General features: G+C 69.6%; 13 protein-coding genes and 1 riboswitch. Of the genes, 6 read left to right on the top strand and 7 right to left on the bottom strand.

The features are described from left to right. Positions 1-311 precede the first annotated feature (311 nt). A complete protein-coding gene (locus tag G6045_RS32975) occupies positions 312-1,292 on the top strand; it encodes a tetratricopeptide repeat protein (protein ID WP_165335849.1) in 981 nt (326 codons plus the stop codon). Between the two features lie 122 nt (positions 1,293-1,414). Continuing rightward, a complete protein-coding gene (def, locus tag G6045_RS32970) occupies positions 1,415-2,056 on the top strand; it encodes a peptide deformylase (RefSeq protein WP_165335848.1) in 642 nt (213 codons plus the stop codon). 30 nt (positions 2,057-2,086) lie between these two features. Here def and G6045_RS32965 read toward each other — a convergent pair whose 3' ends face one another. Next, on the bottom strand, positions 2,087-3,052 hold the full coding sequence (locus G6045_RS32965) for a helix-turn-helix domain-containing protein (protein ID WP_165335847.1): 966 nt from the start codon (positions 3,050-3,052) through the stop codon (positions 2,087-2,089). Between the two features lie 93 nt (positions 3,053-3,145). On the opposite strand from G6045_RS32965, the gene G6045_RS32960 reads away from it, so the two are divergent. From G6045_RS32960 to G6045_RS32945, 4 genes are all read left to right on the top strand, one after another. Further along, complete coding sequence (locus tag G6045_RS32960) at positions 3,146-3,352, top strand: hypothetical protein (protein ID WP_165335846.1); 207 nt, start codon at positions 3,146-3,148, stop codon at positions 3,350-3,352. Between the two features lie 42 nt (positions 3,353-3,394). Next, the gene (locus G6045_RS32955) at positions 3,395-3,898 is read left to right on the top strand and encodes a GNAT family N-acetyltransferase (RefSeq protein WP_165335845.1); all 504 of its coding nucleotides are present in this window, start codon (positions 3,395-3,397) and stop codon (positions 3,896-3,898) included. A gap of 81 nt (positions 3,899-3,979) precedes the next feature. Beyond that, positions 3,980-4,111, top strand: a riboswitch (cobalamin riboswitch). Between the two features lie 135 nt (positions 4,112-4,246). After that, the gene (locus tag G6045_RS32950; RefSeq protein ID WP_165335844.1) at positions 4,247-6,658 is read left to right on the top strand and encodes a ribonucleoside-diphosphate reductase subunit alpha; all 2,412 of its coding nucleotides are present in this window, start codon (positions 4,247-4,249) and stop codon (positions 6,656-6,658) included. Continuing rightward, positions 6,658-7,698 (top strand): ribonucleotide-diphosphate reductase subunit beta, encoded by a 1,041-nt coding sequence (locus G6045_RS32945; protein WP_165335843.1) that lies wholly within the window; start codon positions 6,658-6,660, stop codon positions 7,696-7,698. The genes G6045_RS32950 and G6045_RS32945 overlap by 1 nt, the downstream gene beginning before the upstream one ends. Positions 7,699-7,717: 19 nt before the next feature. On the opposite strand, the gene G6045_RS32940 is transcribed toward G6045_RS32945, so the two are convergent. The 6 genes from G6045_RS32940 to G6045_RS32915 all read right to left on the bottom strand — a co-directional run bounded on the left by G6045_RS32940 (position 7,718) and on the right by G6045_RS32915 (position 14,422). Further along, a complete protein-coding gene (locus tag G6045_RS32940) occupies positions 7,718-8,458 on the bottom strand; it encodes a class I SAM-dependent DNA methyltransferase (RefSeq protein WP_165335842.1) in 741 nt (246 codons plus the stop codon). A 117-nt stretch (positions 8,459-8,575) separates the two neighbouring features. After that, complete coding sequence (locus tag G6045_RS32935; RefSeq protein ID WP_165335841.1) at positions 8,576-8,755, bottom strand: YbdD/YjiX family protein; 180 nt, start codon at positions 8,753-8,755, stop codon at positions 8,576-8,578. Further along, positions 8,755-10,971: a carbon starvation CstA family protein gene (locus tag G6045_RS32930; RefSeq protein WP_206344507.1), complete on the bottom strand. Its 2,217-nt coding sequence runs from the start codon at positions 10,969-10,971 to the stop codon at positions 8,755-8,757. The genes G6045_RS32935 and G6045_RS32930 overlap by 1 nt, the downstream gene beginning before the upstream one ends. 145 nt (positions 10,972-11,116) lie before the next feature. Beyond that, complete coding sequence (locus G6045_RS32925; RefSeq protein ID WP_165335840.1) at positions 11,117-11,329, bottom strand: YbdD/YjiX family protein; 213 nt, start codon at positions 11,327-11,329, stop codon at positions 11,117-11,119. Then, entirely contained in the window at positions 11,326-13,419 is a 2,094-nt protein-coding gene (locus G6045_RS32920) for a carbon starvation CstA family protein (RefSeq protein WP_165335850.1), read from the bottom strand. Before G6045_RS32920 ends, G6045_RS32925 begins: the two co-directional genes overlap by 4 nt. Positions 13,420-13,633: 214 nt before the next feature. Next, positions 13,634-14,422: a GntR family transcriptional regulator gene (locus tag G6045_RS32915; protein ID WP_235968473.1), complete on the bottom strand. Its 789-nt coding sequence runs from the start codon at positions 14,420-14,422 to the stop codon at positions 13,634-13,636. Positions 14,423-14,431 lie beyond the last annotated feature (9 nt).

Raw genomic sequence — 14,431 nt, 5'->3', positions numbered from 1 at the left:
GGGGTGAGCTGTGCGGGGGCGTCGGCGCCGGGGGTTCCCCCGTGCCGCGGAGTGGCGCAGCACCAGGGGATACGGGGGCTGAGACCCCGTAACCCATCCGCCGAAGGGTGACGGAGCAGCAAGCAAGGGGCGTAGCCCCGCGGGAGACGGGCACCGTACGGGTGCGGGCCCCGAGGGACGGGTAACCCATGGGTAATGAGCGGCCTTCCAACCCGGCATGGTTGGATGCGAATGTACGCAAGACGGCAAGGCAGCACGATGGACACGGCCGCGACGGGGCGCGCCAGAGACACCGACCGCAGGCGGGAATCGTGAGGATCTTCGGCAAGGGACGGCACCGGCCCTCCGCCTCATGGCGGCAGGCCACCGACCGCGCGTTCACGCTCATCGGCGACGGCCGGTACGAGGACGCCGGCGCGCTCCTGACACGCGCCGCCGACCTCGAGCCCTGGCTGTCCGAGTCCTGGTTCAACCTCGCGCTCCTGCACAAGTTCCGCCACGACTGGGAACAGGCCCGCGCCGCGGGACTGCGCGCCGTGGCCCTCCTCGACCGCGAGACCGGTGCCCCCGACTGGTGGAACGTCGGCATCGCCGCCACCGCACTCCAGGACTGGCCCCTGGCCCGCCGCGCCTGGCAGGCGTACGGCCTGAAGGTCCCCGGCGGCGCCGTGGGCTCGGGCGAACCGCTCGGCATGGAGCTGGGCAGCGCGGCCGTACGCCTCTCGCCCGAGGGCGAGGCCGAGGTCGTCTGGGGACGCCGGCTCGACCCGGCACGCATCGAGGTCCTGTCCATCCCGCTGCCCAGCAGCGGCCGCCGCTGGGGCGAGGTCGTCCTGCACGACGGCGTACCCCACGGTGAGCGCACCACGGCGGCCGGCCAGTCCTTCCCCGTGTTCGACGAGATCGAGCTCTGGGCGCCGTCCCCCGTACCCACCTGGGTCGTGCTGCTCGAAGCCGCCACCGAGGCCGACCGCGACGCCCTGGAGAAGCTGGCCGCCGACGCCGGGTTCGCCGCCGAGGACTGGTCCTCCTCCGTACGGCTGCTCTGCCGCATGTGCTCCGAGTCCCGGATGCCCTCCGACGAGGGCGACGGCGAGCACCTCGACCCGCACGACCACAGCGAGCCCGGCCACCCGGGGCCCCTCGGCCACCGCACCGCCGGCGCCCTGTGGGTGCCCGAGCGCGAGTGCGGTATCGCGGCGCCTCCCGGTCTCGTACGGGGCCTGCTCGACGGCTGGGTCGCGGACAGCCCGGACTCCAGGGACTGGCGGGATCTCGAAGAGGTCTGTTGACAGGCGCGACGAATAGGAGCGCCTGTGAACCCCGGGATACCCAGCCCTCAAGAACCCCGGCCTCCCGCTGCCCGTAGGCTTGGGGACCATCACATGGACTGTCGAGGAAGGCATACGGCGGAATGACCGAACAGCAGCAGGCGGGCGGAGTGCTCCCGGTCGACGACGAGGGATACGTCATCGACACCGAGGACTGTGAGGAGCGCGAGGCCGCCTACCGCGAGCGCGGCACGTCCCGCCCGATCACCGTCGTCGGCAACCCCGTGCTGCACAAGGAGTGCAAGGACGTCACGGAGTTCGACGACGAGCTGGCGCAGCTGGTGGACGACATGTTCGCCAGCCAGCACACGGCCGAGGGCGTGGGCCTGGCCGCCAACCAGATCGGCGTCGACAAGAAGGTCTTCGTCTACGACTGCCCCGACGACCAGGGCGCCCGCCACACCGGCGTCGTCGTCAACCCCGTGCTCACCGAGCTCCCGGCCGACCGCCGCGTCCTCGACGACGCCAACGAGGGCTGCCTCTCCGTACCGACCGCGTACGTCTCCCTCGCCCGTCCCGACTACGCCGAGGTCACGGGCCAGGACGAGAAGGGCAACCCGATCAAGGTCCGCGGCACCGGCTACTTCGCGCGCTGCCTGCAGCACGAGACGGACCACCTGTACGGCTACCTGTACATCGACCGGCTGTCGAAGCGCGACCGCAAGGACGCCCTGCGCCAGATGGAAGAGGGCACGCCCCGCTACCCGGTCGTCCCCAACGAGTGACGCCTGAAGTCCGCGCTGCCTGAAGGGAGTTCAGGCAGCGCGGGACGGCCCCTGGAACGTCCGCCGGTACGTGTTCGGCGTCGTGCCCAGCGCGCGCAGGAACTGATGGCGCAGCGCCGCCGCGTTCCCGAAGCCGGCGCGCCCCGCGATCGCGTCCACCGTCTCCGCCGAGCCCTCCAGCAACTCCTGGGCGAGGAGCAGCCGTTGGCGAAGCAGCCACCGGTACGGCGTCGTACCGGTCTCCTCCTTGAAGCGCCGCGCGAAGGTCCGCGGCGACATCAGCGCCCGCTCCGCGAGCTGCTCGACGGTGATCTCCTCGTCGAGATGCCGCTCCATCCACGCCAGGACGCCGCCCACCGTGTCGCAGGCCGTACGCGGCAGGGGGCGGGACACGAACTGCGCCTGGCCGCCGTCCCGATGAGGCGGTACGACCATGCGCCGGGCGATCGCGTTGGCGACCTCCGTGCCGTGCTCCTGGCGCACGATGTGCAGGCACGCGTCGATCCCCGCCGCCGTACCGGCCGAGGTGATCACAGGGCCGTCGTCCACGTACAGGACATCGGGCTCGACCCGGGCCCGCGGATAGCGGATCGCCAGCTCCTGCGCATGCTTCCAGTGCACCGCGCAGCTGCGCCCGTCGAGCAGTCCCGCGGCGCCGAGCACGAAGACCCCCGAGCAGACGGAGAGGAGCCGCGCCCCTCGGTCGATCGCCCTGTGCAGCGCGGCGATCAGCTCCTCGGGGAACTCCCGGTTCACATACGCCTGCCCCGCGGGTATCGCGATCAGATCGGCCTCTTCGAGCCGCTCGAGGCCATGCGCGGTGGTGATCGTGAACCCCGCGTGCGTGGACAGCTCGGGGCCGTCCGCGGAGGCCACCGCGAAGTCGTACACCGGCAGCCCCTCGTCGCTGCGGTCGAGGCCGAACACCTCGCAGACCACGCCGAGTTCGAAGGGATGCACACCGTCGAGCAGCACTGCGGCCACGTTTTTCAGCATGTCTGCCAGTGTGCCGCGTAACTGGCAGGAAATCGAGGGTGCATGACAGTCCTGCCACTGCTCGTGGGCGGCCGTACGCGGGATCGTAGGGACATGAACACAAACGCCCTCCTCGACTGGTTCACCGTCCTCGTCCTCTTCGCCCTCCTCGCGGCGCCCTCGTTCCTCGGCCACGTCCAAGACCGCCGTATCGACCGGCAGTTGAAGCAGGCCGGGCAGCAGGCGCCCCGATCCGCCCGCGTCCACCTGCTCCCCGCGCGCCGCGGCGCGGAGCGTGCCGCGCACTCCCGGGCCGCGTAATCCGCTTGATCCGCCCCGCTCCCGGGACGGCAGAATGCGGCCATGGACTTCACCATCAGGCCCGCGCTGCCCGAGGAGTACGCCCCGCTCGGCGACCTCACCGTCCAGGTCTATCTGGCCGACGGCCTGCTCGACTACGGCGAGGAAGACCCGTACATCCCGACCCTGCGCGATGTCGCGGGCCGCGCCGCCACCTCCGAGGTCCTGGTCGCGGTCGACGGCGGCCAACTGCTCGGCGGCGTCACCTTCGCGCTGCACGGAACTCCGCAAGCCCAGGTCTCCCGGCCGGGCGAGGCGGAGTTCCGCGCGTTGGCCATCGCCCCCTTCGGACGAGGGCGCGGGGCGGGGGAGGCGCTGGTGCGGGCCTGCGTCGACCGGGCGCGGGCGGCCGGCTGTACGGGCGTCGCGCTCTCGACCCAGCACATGATGCACAGCGCCCACCGCATCTACGAACGGCTCGGCTTCGTACGGACGCCGGAGCGGGACTGGAATCCGCTCGCGGACCGCGACGACCTGCTGCTGCTCACGTACGTGCTGACGCTCTGAGTCGCGCAGGCCCGCAGCCGGGGCGACGAAAGAGCCCCGCCGCCAACACAACATGTGGGGTTACCGACGACGGCCACCACAACATGTATGCTCAACCTCGCTGTCGCCGCAGGGGAATCCGGTGCAAGTCCGGAACTGTCCCGCAACGGTGAACGAGGCGTACGCAAAGGGCGCCCCGTGAGTCCGAGCACCTGCCGAGAGCGCACCCGAGCCGACCGGTCCGGGTGCCGTTGACGTCCGGGCCTCGCGGAATGGGCCGGTGGACGCGGAGTGGTGCGCCCTGCCCGCGCACGCCTCGTGCACGCCCCCTCGCCGTACGGCCCAGAGCCGAGCGAGGAGTGCACCCCCGTGACCATCGCGCCCGTGGATCCCGCCACCGTCCGGGCCGAAGCCGGTGAGCAGAGCGCACAGGAAGCAGCCGACCAGCCCGGCACAGCCCTGCTGCGGACCCTCACCGAGCTGACCGCCGACCTTCCCGCCGCCGACCCCGGCCGGGTCGCCGCCGCCGCGCTCCGCGGCCGCAGCGCCCGGGCCGACGAGGCCGAACTGCGGGAACTGGCCACGGAAGCGGCCGCCGGACTGATCGGCGACGACCCCGCGTACTCCCGGCTCGCCGCCCGCCTCCTCACGCTCGCCATCGCCGCCGAAGCCGCCTCGCAGGGCGTGCGCACCTTCACCGAGTCCGTCTCGGCCGGCCACCGTGAAGGCCTGATCGCCGACCGGACCGCCGAGTTCACCTGGACCCACCAAGCCCGCCTCGACGCGCTGATCGACGAAGGCGCCGACGACCGCTTCGGCTACTTCGGCCTGCGCACGGTCTACTCCCGCTACCTTCTGCGCCACCCGATCACCCGCAAGGTCATCGAGACCCCCCAGCACTTCATGCTGCGCGTGGCCGCCGGACTCGCCGCCGACGAGTCGGCCGGCGCGGTCGACGAAGTGGCCGCCCTGTACGGCCTGATGAGCCGCCTGGACTACCTGCCGTCCTCGCCGACCCTCTTCAACTCCGGCACCCGCCACCCGCAGATGTCCTCCTGCTACCTGCTCGACTCACCGCTCGACGAGCTCGACTCCATCTACGACCGCTACCACCAGGTCGCCCGCCTCTCCAAGCACGCCGGCGGCATCGGCCTCGCGTACTCCCGTATCCGCGCCCGCGGTTCACTGATCCGCGGTACGAACGGGCACTCCAACGGCATCGTGCCGTTCCTCAAGACCCTCGACGCGTCCGTGGCCGCCGTGAACCAGGGCGGACGCAGGAAGGGCGCCGCCGCCGTCTACCTGGAGACCTGGCACGCGGACATCGAGGAGTTCCTCGAACTGCGCGACAACACCGGCGAGGACGCCCGCCGCACCCACAACCTCAACCTCGCGCACTGGATCCCCGACGAGTTCATGCGCCGCGTCGAGTCCGGCGGCGACTGGTCGCTGTTCTCGCCGGCCGACGTACCCGAGCTCGTGGACCTGTGGGGCGACGCGTTCGACGCCGCGTACCGCAAGGCGGAGGCCGCCGGACTGGCCCAGAAGACCATCCCGGCCCGCGACCTGTACGGCCGCATGATGCGCACCCTCGCGCAGACCGGCAACGGCTGGATGACCTTCAAGGACGCCGCCAACCGCACCGCCAACCAGACCGCGGAGCCCGGCCACACCGTCCACTCCTCGAACCTGTGCACCGAGATCCTGGAGGTGACGGACGACGGGGAGACGGCCGTCTGCAACCTCGGCTCGGTCAACCTCGGCTCGTTCGTGCTCGCGTCCGGCGACCTGGACTGGGACCGGCTCGACGAGACCGTCCGCACCGCGGTCACCTTCCTGGACCGCGTCGTCGACATCAACTTCTACCCGACCGAGCAGGCCGGCCGCTCCAACGCCCGCTGGCGCCCGGTGGGCCTCGGCGCGATGGGCTTGCAGGACGTCTTCTTCAAGCTCCGGCTGCCCTTCGACTCACCCGAAGCGCGCGCCCTGTCCACCCGTATCGCCGAACGCATCATGCTCGCGGCATACGAGGCCTCCTGCGACCTCGCCGAACGCGAAGGCCCGCTGCCGGCCTGGGACAAGACCCGCGCCGCCCGCGGAGTCCTGCACCCCGACCACTACGACGTCTCGCTGCAGTGGCCCGAGCGCTGGGCGGCCCTGCGTGAGCGCATCGCGTCGACCGGCATGCGCAACTCCCTCCTCCTGGCCATCGCACCGACCGCCACCATCGCCTCGATCGCCGGCGTCTACGAGTGCATCGAGCCCCAGGTCTCCAACCTCTTCAAGCGCGAGACGCTCAGCGGTGAATTCCTCCAGGTCAACGCCTACTTGGTCGACGAGCTGAAGGCGCTCGGCGTCTGGGACGCCCAGACCCGCGAGGCGCTGCGCGAGTCCAACGGCTCGGTCCAGGGCTTCAGTTGGATTCCGGCCGATGTCCGCGCGCTGTACCGCACCGCCTGGGAGATCCCGCAGCGCGGCCTGATCGACATGGCCGCCGCCCGCACCCCCTTCCTCGACCAGTCCCAGTCCCTGAACCTCTTCCTCGAGACGCCCACCATCGGCAAGTTGAGCTCGATGTACGCGTACGCCTGGAAGCAGGGCCTGAAGACCACGTACTACCTGCGCTCGCGCCCGGCGACGAGGATCGCCCGCGCGGCCGGCGGCGTCCGCACGGAAGCCGCGCCCGTGCCCGTCCAGCAGACGCCCGTCCAGCAGGCGACCGACGAAGAAGCGCTCGCCTGCTCCCTGGAAAACCCCGAGTCCTGCGAGGCCTGCCAGTAATGACCACCGCACCCGAATCCGCCGTCAAGGCTGTGTTTACGAAGAACCTGCTCGACCCGGGCTTCGAACTCACCCTCCGCCCCATGCGCTACCCCGACTTCTACGAGCGCTACCGGGACGCGATCAAGAACACCTGGACCGTCGAGGAGGTCGACCTCCACTCCGACGTCTCCGACCTCGCGAAGCTCTCGCCCGGCGAGCAGCACATGATCGGCCGCCTGGTCGCGTTCTTCGCGACGGGCGACTCGATCGTGGCGAACAACCTGGTCCTGACGCTCTACAAGCACATCAACTCCCCGGAGGCGCGGCTCTATCTCTCGCGCCAGCTCTTCGAGGAGGCCGTGCACGTCCAGTTCTACTTGACGCTCCTGGACACCTACCTGCCCGACCCGGAGGACCGGACGGCGGCCTTCGCGGCGGTGGAGAACATTCCGTCCATCAAGGAGAAGGCGGAGTTCTGCTTCAAGTGGATGGACTCGGTCGAATCGATCGACCGCCTGGAGTCCAAGGCCGACCGCCGCCGCTTCCTCCTCAACCTGATCTGCTTCGCGGCCTGCATCGAGGGACTCTTCTTCTACGGCGCTTTCGCGTACGTGTACTGGTTCCGCTCGCGGGGGCTGCTGCACGGGCTCGCCACGGGGACGAACTGGGTGTTCCGGGACGAAACTATGCATATGAACTTCGCGTTCGAGGTCGTGGACACCGTCCGCAAGGAAGAGCCGGAGCTCTTTGACGATGCTCTCCAGGAGCAGGTCACGGACATGCTGAAGGAAGCCGTGGAGGCCGAGCTGCAGTTCGGCCGCGATCTGTGCGGCGAGGGCCTGCCCGGCATGAACACCGAGTCGATGCGCCAGTACCTGGAGTGCGTGGCCGACCAGCGCCTCGTACGCCTCGGGTTCGCGCCGCTCTACGGCTCCGAGAACCCCTTCTCCTTCATGGAACTCCAGGGCGTCCAGGAGCTGACCAACTTCTTCGAGCGGCGGCCGTCGGCGTACCAGGTGGCGGTCGAGGGCTCGGTGTCGTTCGACGACGAGTTCTAGTCGGAGGGGCGGCGGCCGTTCAGAGAGGCTTGCGCCAGACGGAGATGTGCTTCGCGGACTCCTGGGTGAACGGGGTTCCGTCCCAGTCCGCGACGCGCTTCTCCAGTTGCAGGCCGGCGAGCTTGGCCATCAGGTCGAGTTCCGCCGGCCAGGCGTACCGGTGCCGGGAGGCGTCGCGGCGGTAGGAGCCGTCGGCGCCGTCCCGGGTGAAGTGGTGCGAGACGAGGATCTGCTCGACCAGGTCGAAGGTGTCGAAGCCGAGATGGCGTTCGGAGACGTCGAACGGCACGGCGACCTGGCCGGGCGGAAGGAAGCGCAGCGGCGGCACGCCCAGCTCGATGACGAAGCGGCCGCCGGGCGCGAGATGGCGGGCCGCGTTGCGGAAGCACTCGACCTGCTCGTCCTGGGTGAGCAGGTTCGTGATCGTGTTGTAGACGAGGTAGACCAGGGAGAACGCGCCGGGGACGACGGTGGTGGCCATGTCTCCCATGGTCACCGGGAGGGTCTCCTCGTCGGCCTTGCGGCGCAGTACCGCGGCCATGGGCTCGGAGAGTTCGATGCCCGCCACCGGTACGCCGCGTTCGCGCAGGGGGATGCCCACGCGTCCCGTCCCGATGGCGAACTCCAACGCACGGCCGTCTCCGGCGAGTTCGGCGAGGAAGTCGAGGGTCGGTCCGAGTGCGGCGGCCGAGGACAACTCGGCCTCTTCGGTGTCGTAGCGTTCGGCGGTCGCTTGTGTCCACATTTCACTGCTCGTCACGGGCGACCACCTTGCCGGGCGGCGTGGGGCGTTGTCGACGCAATTACCCGGCCGGGCAATGGCAGTGGCCCCCGGTGCGAGAACCTCTCGCACCGGGGGCCACCCCCTACGTACTGCTCAGCAGCAGCGGAACCCCTCCCGGGGGTCCGCCTCCCTGGCGTCCATCCGTTCCCGCTCGAACTCCCGCCGGGATTTCGGCACTTGGCCGTGGGAGCGGGCGTGGGCCGCGTACCGGTCGTAGACCGATTCACCCGACAGCTCGCGCCACCAGTAGCGGATCTCCTTGAGGAGCGTCATCAGGGCTTCCCGGCCGCCACCGGCGTACCGCCGGACGTGCCGTCCGAGCCGGCCGCGCCCGCCGCCGCCGCCAGCTCCGCCTTCTCCTCGGCCGTCGGCCACAGACCCGCGGGTGCCACGATCTTGGACTCGACGTACTCGGCTTCCTTGAGTTCGGCCGTACCCGGGTTGCGGATCGCCTTGACGCAGACGCGGGTCGCGTCGGCCAGGACGATGATGATCAGGATCGCGAAGAGCGCGGAGAGCACGCCGTCCACCGTGGCGTTGGTGACGATGGTCTCCATCGCGTCCCTGGTCTTCGCCGTGCCGAAGGACTCGGCGCCCGAGTCGAGCGCGTCCTGGTAGGCCTTGCGCTGGGCGAAGAAGCCGACCTTGACGTCGTCCGAGAACACCTTCTGCCAGCTCGCGGTCAGGGTCACGGCGACATCCCAGAGCAGTGGAATTCCCGTCACCCAGGCCCACTTGAGGCGGCCCGACTTGATGAGCAGCGTCGTACAGACGGCGAGGGCTACCGCGGCGAGCAGTTGGTTGGCGATACCGAAGAGCGGGAAGAGCTGGTTGATGCCGCCCAGTGGGTCGTGCACGCCGACCCACAGGAAGTAGCCCCAGCCGCCGACCACGATCGCACTCGTCAGCCAGACGCCAGGCCACCAGCTGACGCGCTTGAGCGGCTTGTAGATGTTGCCCAGGGTGTCCTGGAGCATGAAGCGGCCCACGCGGGTACCGGCGTCCACGGTAGTGAGGATGAAGAGGGCCTCGAACATGATCGCGAAGTGATACCAGAAGGCCTTCATCCCGGCGCCGCCGATCACGGCCGAGAAGATCTCCGACATGCCGAGCGCGAAGGTCGGGGCGCCACCGGTCTTGGAGGTGATGGACGGTTCGCCGACGTCCTTGGCAGCCTGGGCGAGGGTGGCGGGGTCGATGCTGAAGCCGAAGCTCTTCACCGCCTCGGAGGCGGACTCCAGCGTCGGGCCGAGCACGCCCGCGGGCGAGTTGACCGCGAAGTACAGGCCGGGCTCCAGGATGCAGGCACAGATCACGGCCATGATCGCGACGAACGACTCGGTGAGCATCGAGCCGTAGCCGATCAGCCGGACCTGCGTCTCCTTCTGCACCATCTTCGGCGTCGTGCCGGAGGAGACCAGCGCGTGGAAGCCGGACAGGGCGCCACAGGCGATCGTGATGAAGACGAACGGGAACATCGAGCCCGCGAAGACCGGACCGGCGCCGCTGGTGGCGAACTCCGTGACCGCGTCCATCTTCATGGTCGGCATCGCGATCACGACTCCGAGCGCGAGCAGCACGATCGTGCCGATCTTCATGAAGGTGGAGAGGTAGTCGCGCGGGGCGAGCAGCATCCAGACCGGCAGGACCGAGGCCAGGAAGCCGTATGCCACCATCCAGATGACCAGCGAGGACGGCGCGAGCGTGAACGCCTCGGCCCAGGAGGACTCGGCGACCCAGCGGCCGGAGACGATCGCGAGCAGCAGCAGCGCGACGCCGAGGACCGAGACCTCGGTGACCCGGCCCGGGCGGAGGATACGCAGGTAGACGCCCATGAACAGGGCGATCGGGATGGTCATCGCGATGGAGAAGACACCCCAGGGCGAGTGCGCGAGCGCGTTCACGATCACCAGGGCGAGCACCGCGAGCAGGATGATCATGATGGCGAACACGGCGACCAGCGCGGCGGCGCCGCCGAAGGGGCCGATCTCGTCGCGGGCCATCTGCCCGAGCGACTTGCCGTTACGCCGGGTCGAGAAGAACAGCACCACCATGTCCTGGACGGCGCCGGCGAAGATCACGCCGGCCACGATCCAGATGGTGCCCGGCAGATAGCCCATCTGCGCGGCGAGCACCGGGCCGACCAGCGGACCCGCACCCGCGACGGCCGCGAAGTGGTGGCCGAAGAGCACGCGGCGGTCGGTGGGATGGAAGTCGACACCGTTGTCGAGGCGCTCGGCCGGGGTGGCGCGCTTCTTGTCGACCTTCAGGACCCGGTTGGCGATGAACTTCGAGTAGAAGCGGTACGCGATCGCATACGAGCCGAGGGCCGCCGCGAGCAGCCAGGCCGCCGAGATCTCCTCGCCGCGCGAGAGGGCGAGCACGCCCCAGCCGGTGGCGCCGATCAGCCCGACGAGCGTCCAGATGACGACCGATTTGGTGCTTATCTTGCGTTGTGGTCTTGCTGTGTCCGTCGCCGGCTCCGGCATGGTGGCTCCGTCCCCTTGATCACCGTGTAACTCGGCCGAAATCTAGGGGTGCCGGACCGGGATACGGAAGCCCCTGTCCGCATATCGGTCCCCGGACAGGGGCTTTACCCACGTATGTGAACGACGTGATGGTGGAGGTCCGGCCTCAGCAGCAGCGGAACCCCTGCCGGGGATCCGCCTCCTGCCGGTCGGTGCGCTCCCGCTCGAACGCGCGGCGGCTCTGCACGGGAGCGTCCGGATGGTCTTTGCGTACGTGGGCGACATAGCGTTCGTACGCCGTCTCACCGGTCAACTCCCGTACGTACCACCAGATCTTGGCACCGACGGACTTCGCGGACTTGACGGACTTCACGGTCATGGAGCCACCTCTTCCCGTGGCCCGTCGGTGCGTCCGCCACCGGACCCGAGGCCGGCCGCCGCCAGCTCGGCCTTCTCCTCCTTGGTCGCGAACAGCTGCGCCGGAGCCACGTACTTGGACTCCGTGTACGGCTCCTCATGCGAGACGACCGTCGCCGGATGGCGGATCGCCTTGATGCACACCCGGGCCGCGTCGGCGATGACCACGACGACGAGGACCGCGAAGAGCGCCGAAAGGACGCCGTCCACCGTGGTGTTGGTGACGATCGTCTCGGCGTCCTGAAGGGCCTTGCCCTCGAGCTGACCGCTGTCGATCGCCGCCTGCGCCTTGTCGCCCTGCGCGAAGAAGCCGACGCGCGGATCGCCGGAGAACACCTTCTGCCAGCTGGCGGTGAGCGTCGTCACCGCCACCCAGATCAGCGGAATCCCCGTCACCCAGGCCCACTTGAGCCGCCCGGACTTGATGAGCAGCGTGGTGCAGACCGTGAGCGCGACCGCGCCGAGCAGCTGGTTGGAGATGCCGAAGAGCGGGAAGAGCTGGTTGATCCCGCCGAGCGGATCGCGGACGCCGACCCACAGGAAGTAGCCCCACAGGCCGCACACGATCGCGCTGCAGACGATCAGGCCCGGCCACCAGCTCACGCGCTTGAGCGGCTTGTACACATTGCCGAGGGTGTCCTGGAGCATGAAGCGGCCGACGCGGGTGCCGGCGTCCAGGGCGGTGAGGATGAACAGCGCCTCGAACATGATCGCGAAGTGGTACCAGAACGCCTTGAGCCCGTCCCCGGTCACCGACGCGAAGATGTCGGCGACCCCGATCGCGAAGGTCGGTGCGCCTCCCGTACGGCCCCAGAGAGAGGCCTCCTCGACCGACTTCGCGTACGCCGCCATATCGGCCTCGGTGAGGCTGAAGCCCCAGCCCTGGATGGTGTTCACCCAGTCCTGGGCGGTCTCGCCGAGCACCGCGGGCGCCGAGTTCATCCCGAAGTAGAGGCCCGGGTCGAGCACACAGGCCGCGATCATCGCCATGATCGCCACGGACGACTCCAACAGCATGGAGCCGTACCCGATCATGCGGACCTGGGTCTCCTTCTCGACCATCTTCGGCGTCGTGCCCGAGGAGATCAGCGAGTGGAAACCGGACAGGGCCCCGCAGGCGATGGTGATGAACACGAAGGGGAAGAGCGACCCGGCGAAGACCGGGCCCGTGCCCTGGGTGGCGAAGTCCGTGACCGCGTCCATCTTCAGAGTGGGCGCGGCGACCACGACACCGATGAACAGCAGCCCGATGGTGCCGAGCTTCATGAACGTCGACAGATAGTCGCGTGGCGCGAGCAGCATCCACACCGGCAGTACGGAGGCGATGAACGCGTATGCCACCAGCCAGACGACCAGTGACTCCTTGCTGAGCGTGAAGGCCTCGGCCCAGGAGGACTTGGCCACCCAGCGGCCCGCGATCAGCGCGAGCAGCAGCAGGACCACACCGATCAGCGAGACCTCCGCGATCCGCCCCGGCCTGATCACCCGCAGGTAGAAGCCCATGAACAGGGCGATCGGGACGGTCATCCCGATGGAGAAGGTGCCCCACGGGGACTCGGCGAGCGCGTTCACGACCACGAGGGCGAGCACCGCGAGCAGGATGATCATGATGGCGAAGACCGCGAGCAGCGCGGCCGCGCCACCCACCGGGCCGATCTCCTCGCGCGCCATCTGGCCGAGCGAACGGCCGTTGCGGCGGGTCGAGAAGAACAGGACCACCATGTCCTGGACGGCGCCCGCGAAGATCACGCCGGCGATGATCCAGATGGTGCCGGGCAGATAGCCCATCTGCGCGGCGAGCACCGGGCCGACCAGCGGGCCCGCGCCGGAGATCGCGGCGAAGTGGTGTCCGAAGAGCACCCGGCGGTCGGTGGGCTGGTAGTCGATCCCGTTGTCGAGCCGTTCGGCGGGAGTGGCCCGCGTCTTGTCGACCTTCAGGACTTTGTACGCGATGAACTTCGAGTAGAAGCGATAACCGATCGCGTACGAGCCGAGCGCGGCGGCCACCATCCAGGCGGCCGACACCTCCTCGCCGCGCGACAGGGCGAGCATGGTCCAGCCCGCCGCGCCCACGAGGGCGACGACGGTCCAGATGACGATGGAGCGGGTCCTGTCGGGCCTGCTGCCGGTGACTGCGGTCGACACGGGCGTCCCTCCCGTTCATGCGGCGACGGGAGGACGGTAGAGCAGGAATGTGATCTGCGCTACACCGCGCGGCGGAAGAGGCCCAACTGCCCTGGTTCCGCGGCCGCTTCAGGCGTGCGTCTCAGTCCTGCGGCCGCTTCAGACGCGCCACGAACTTGTACCGGTCGCCCCGGTACACCGAGCGCACCCACTCCACCGGCTTGCCCTCCGCGTCCACCGAGTGCCGCGACAGCATCAGCATGGGCAGGCCCACGTCCGTGCCGAGCATGGCCGCCTCGGTCGGCGTGGCCAGGGAGGTCTCGATGGTCTCCTCGGCCTCGGCGAGATGCACGTCGTAGACCTCGGCGAGCGCGGTGTACAGCGAGGTGTACTTGACCAGCGAGCGGCGCAGCGCCGGGAAGCGCTTGGCCGACAGGTGCGTGGTCTCGATGGCCATCGGCTCCGCGTTCGCGAGCCGCAGGCGCTGGATGCGCAGGACGCGGCCGCCGGTGGTGATGTCGAGCAGTTCGGCGAGCCGGTCGTCGGCGGTGATGTAGCCGATGTCCAGGAGCTGCGAGGTGGGTTCGAGGCCCTGGGCCCGCATGTCCTCGGTGTACGAGGTGAGTTGGAGCGACTGGGAGACCTTGGGCTTGGCGACGAAGGTGCCCTTGCCCTGGATCCGCTCGAGCCGGCCCTCGACCACCAGTTCCTGCAGCGCCTGGCGCACGGTGGTGCGCGAGGTGTCGAACTCGGCCGCGAGCGTGCGCTCCGGCGGTACGGGCGTGCCCGGCGGCAGCGTCTCCGTCATATCGAGCAAGTGCCGCTTCAGGCGGTAGTACTTGGGGACGCGGGCGGCCCGCCCGGCGGTTGTCGCCTCGGCCGCCGCGGTGCCGCGCTGTGTGCTCTTCGGGTCGCCCGCCTCGGTGCCCATACGCCCGCC

It is taken from the genome of Streptomyces mesophilus (genome assembly GCF_011044995.1).
GTDB classification, from domain to species: domain Bacteria; phylum Actinomycetota; class Actinomycetes; order Streptomycetales; family Streptomycetaceae; genus Streptomyces; species Streptomyces mesophilus.
Note: the sequence above shows the minus strand (reverse complement) of the source record. Positions and strands in the feature narration are given on the sequence as shown.

What these genes read in the sequence shown, in the direction of transcription:
- def (WP_165335848.1), top strand. Translation starts at nt 1,415, where the DNA reads ATGACCGAACAGCAGCAGGCGGGCGGAGTGCTCCCGGTCGACGACGAG.
- G6045_RS32965 (WP_165335847.1), bottom strand. Translation starts at nt 3,052, where the DNA reads ATGCTGAAAAACGTGGCCGCAGTGCTGCTCGACGGTGTGCATCCCTTC.
- G6045_RS32960 (WP_165335846.1), top strand. Translation starts at nt 3,146, where the DNA reads ATGAACACAAACGCCCTCCTCGACTGGTTCACCGTCCTCGTCCTCTTC.
- G6045_RS32955 (WP_165335845.1), top strand. Translation starts at nt 3,395, where the DNA reads ATGGACTTCACCATCAGGCCCGCGCTGCCCGAGGAGTACGCCCCGCTC.
- G6045_RS32945 (WP_165335843.1), top strand. Translation starts at nt 6,658, where the DNA reads ATGACCACCGCACCCGAATCCGCCGTCAAGGCTGTGTTTACGAAGAAC.
- G6045_RS32935 (WP_165335841.1), bottom strand. Translation starts at nt 8,755, where the DNA reads ATGACGCTCCTCAAGGAGATCCGCTACTGGTGGCGCGAGCTGTCGGGT.
- G6045_RS32930 (WP_206344507.1), bottom strand. Translation starts at nt 10,971, where the DNA reads ATGCCGGAGCCGGCGACGGACACAGCAAGACCACAACGCAAGATAAGC.
- G6045_RS32925 (WP_165335840.1), bottom strand. Translation starts at nt 11,329, where the DNA reads ATGACCGTGAAGTCCGTCAAGTCCGCGAAGTCCGTCGGTGCCAAGATC.
- G6045_RS32920 (WP_165335850.1), bottom strand. Translation starts at nt 13,419, where the DNA reads ATGCTCGCCCTGTCGCGCGGCGAGGAGGTGTCGGCCGCCTGGATGGTG.
- G6045_RS32915 (WP_235968473.1), bottom strand. Translation starts at nt 14,422, where the DNA reads ATGGGCACCGAGGCGGGCGACCCGAAGAGCACACAGCGCGGCACCGCG.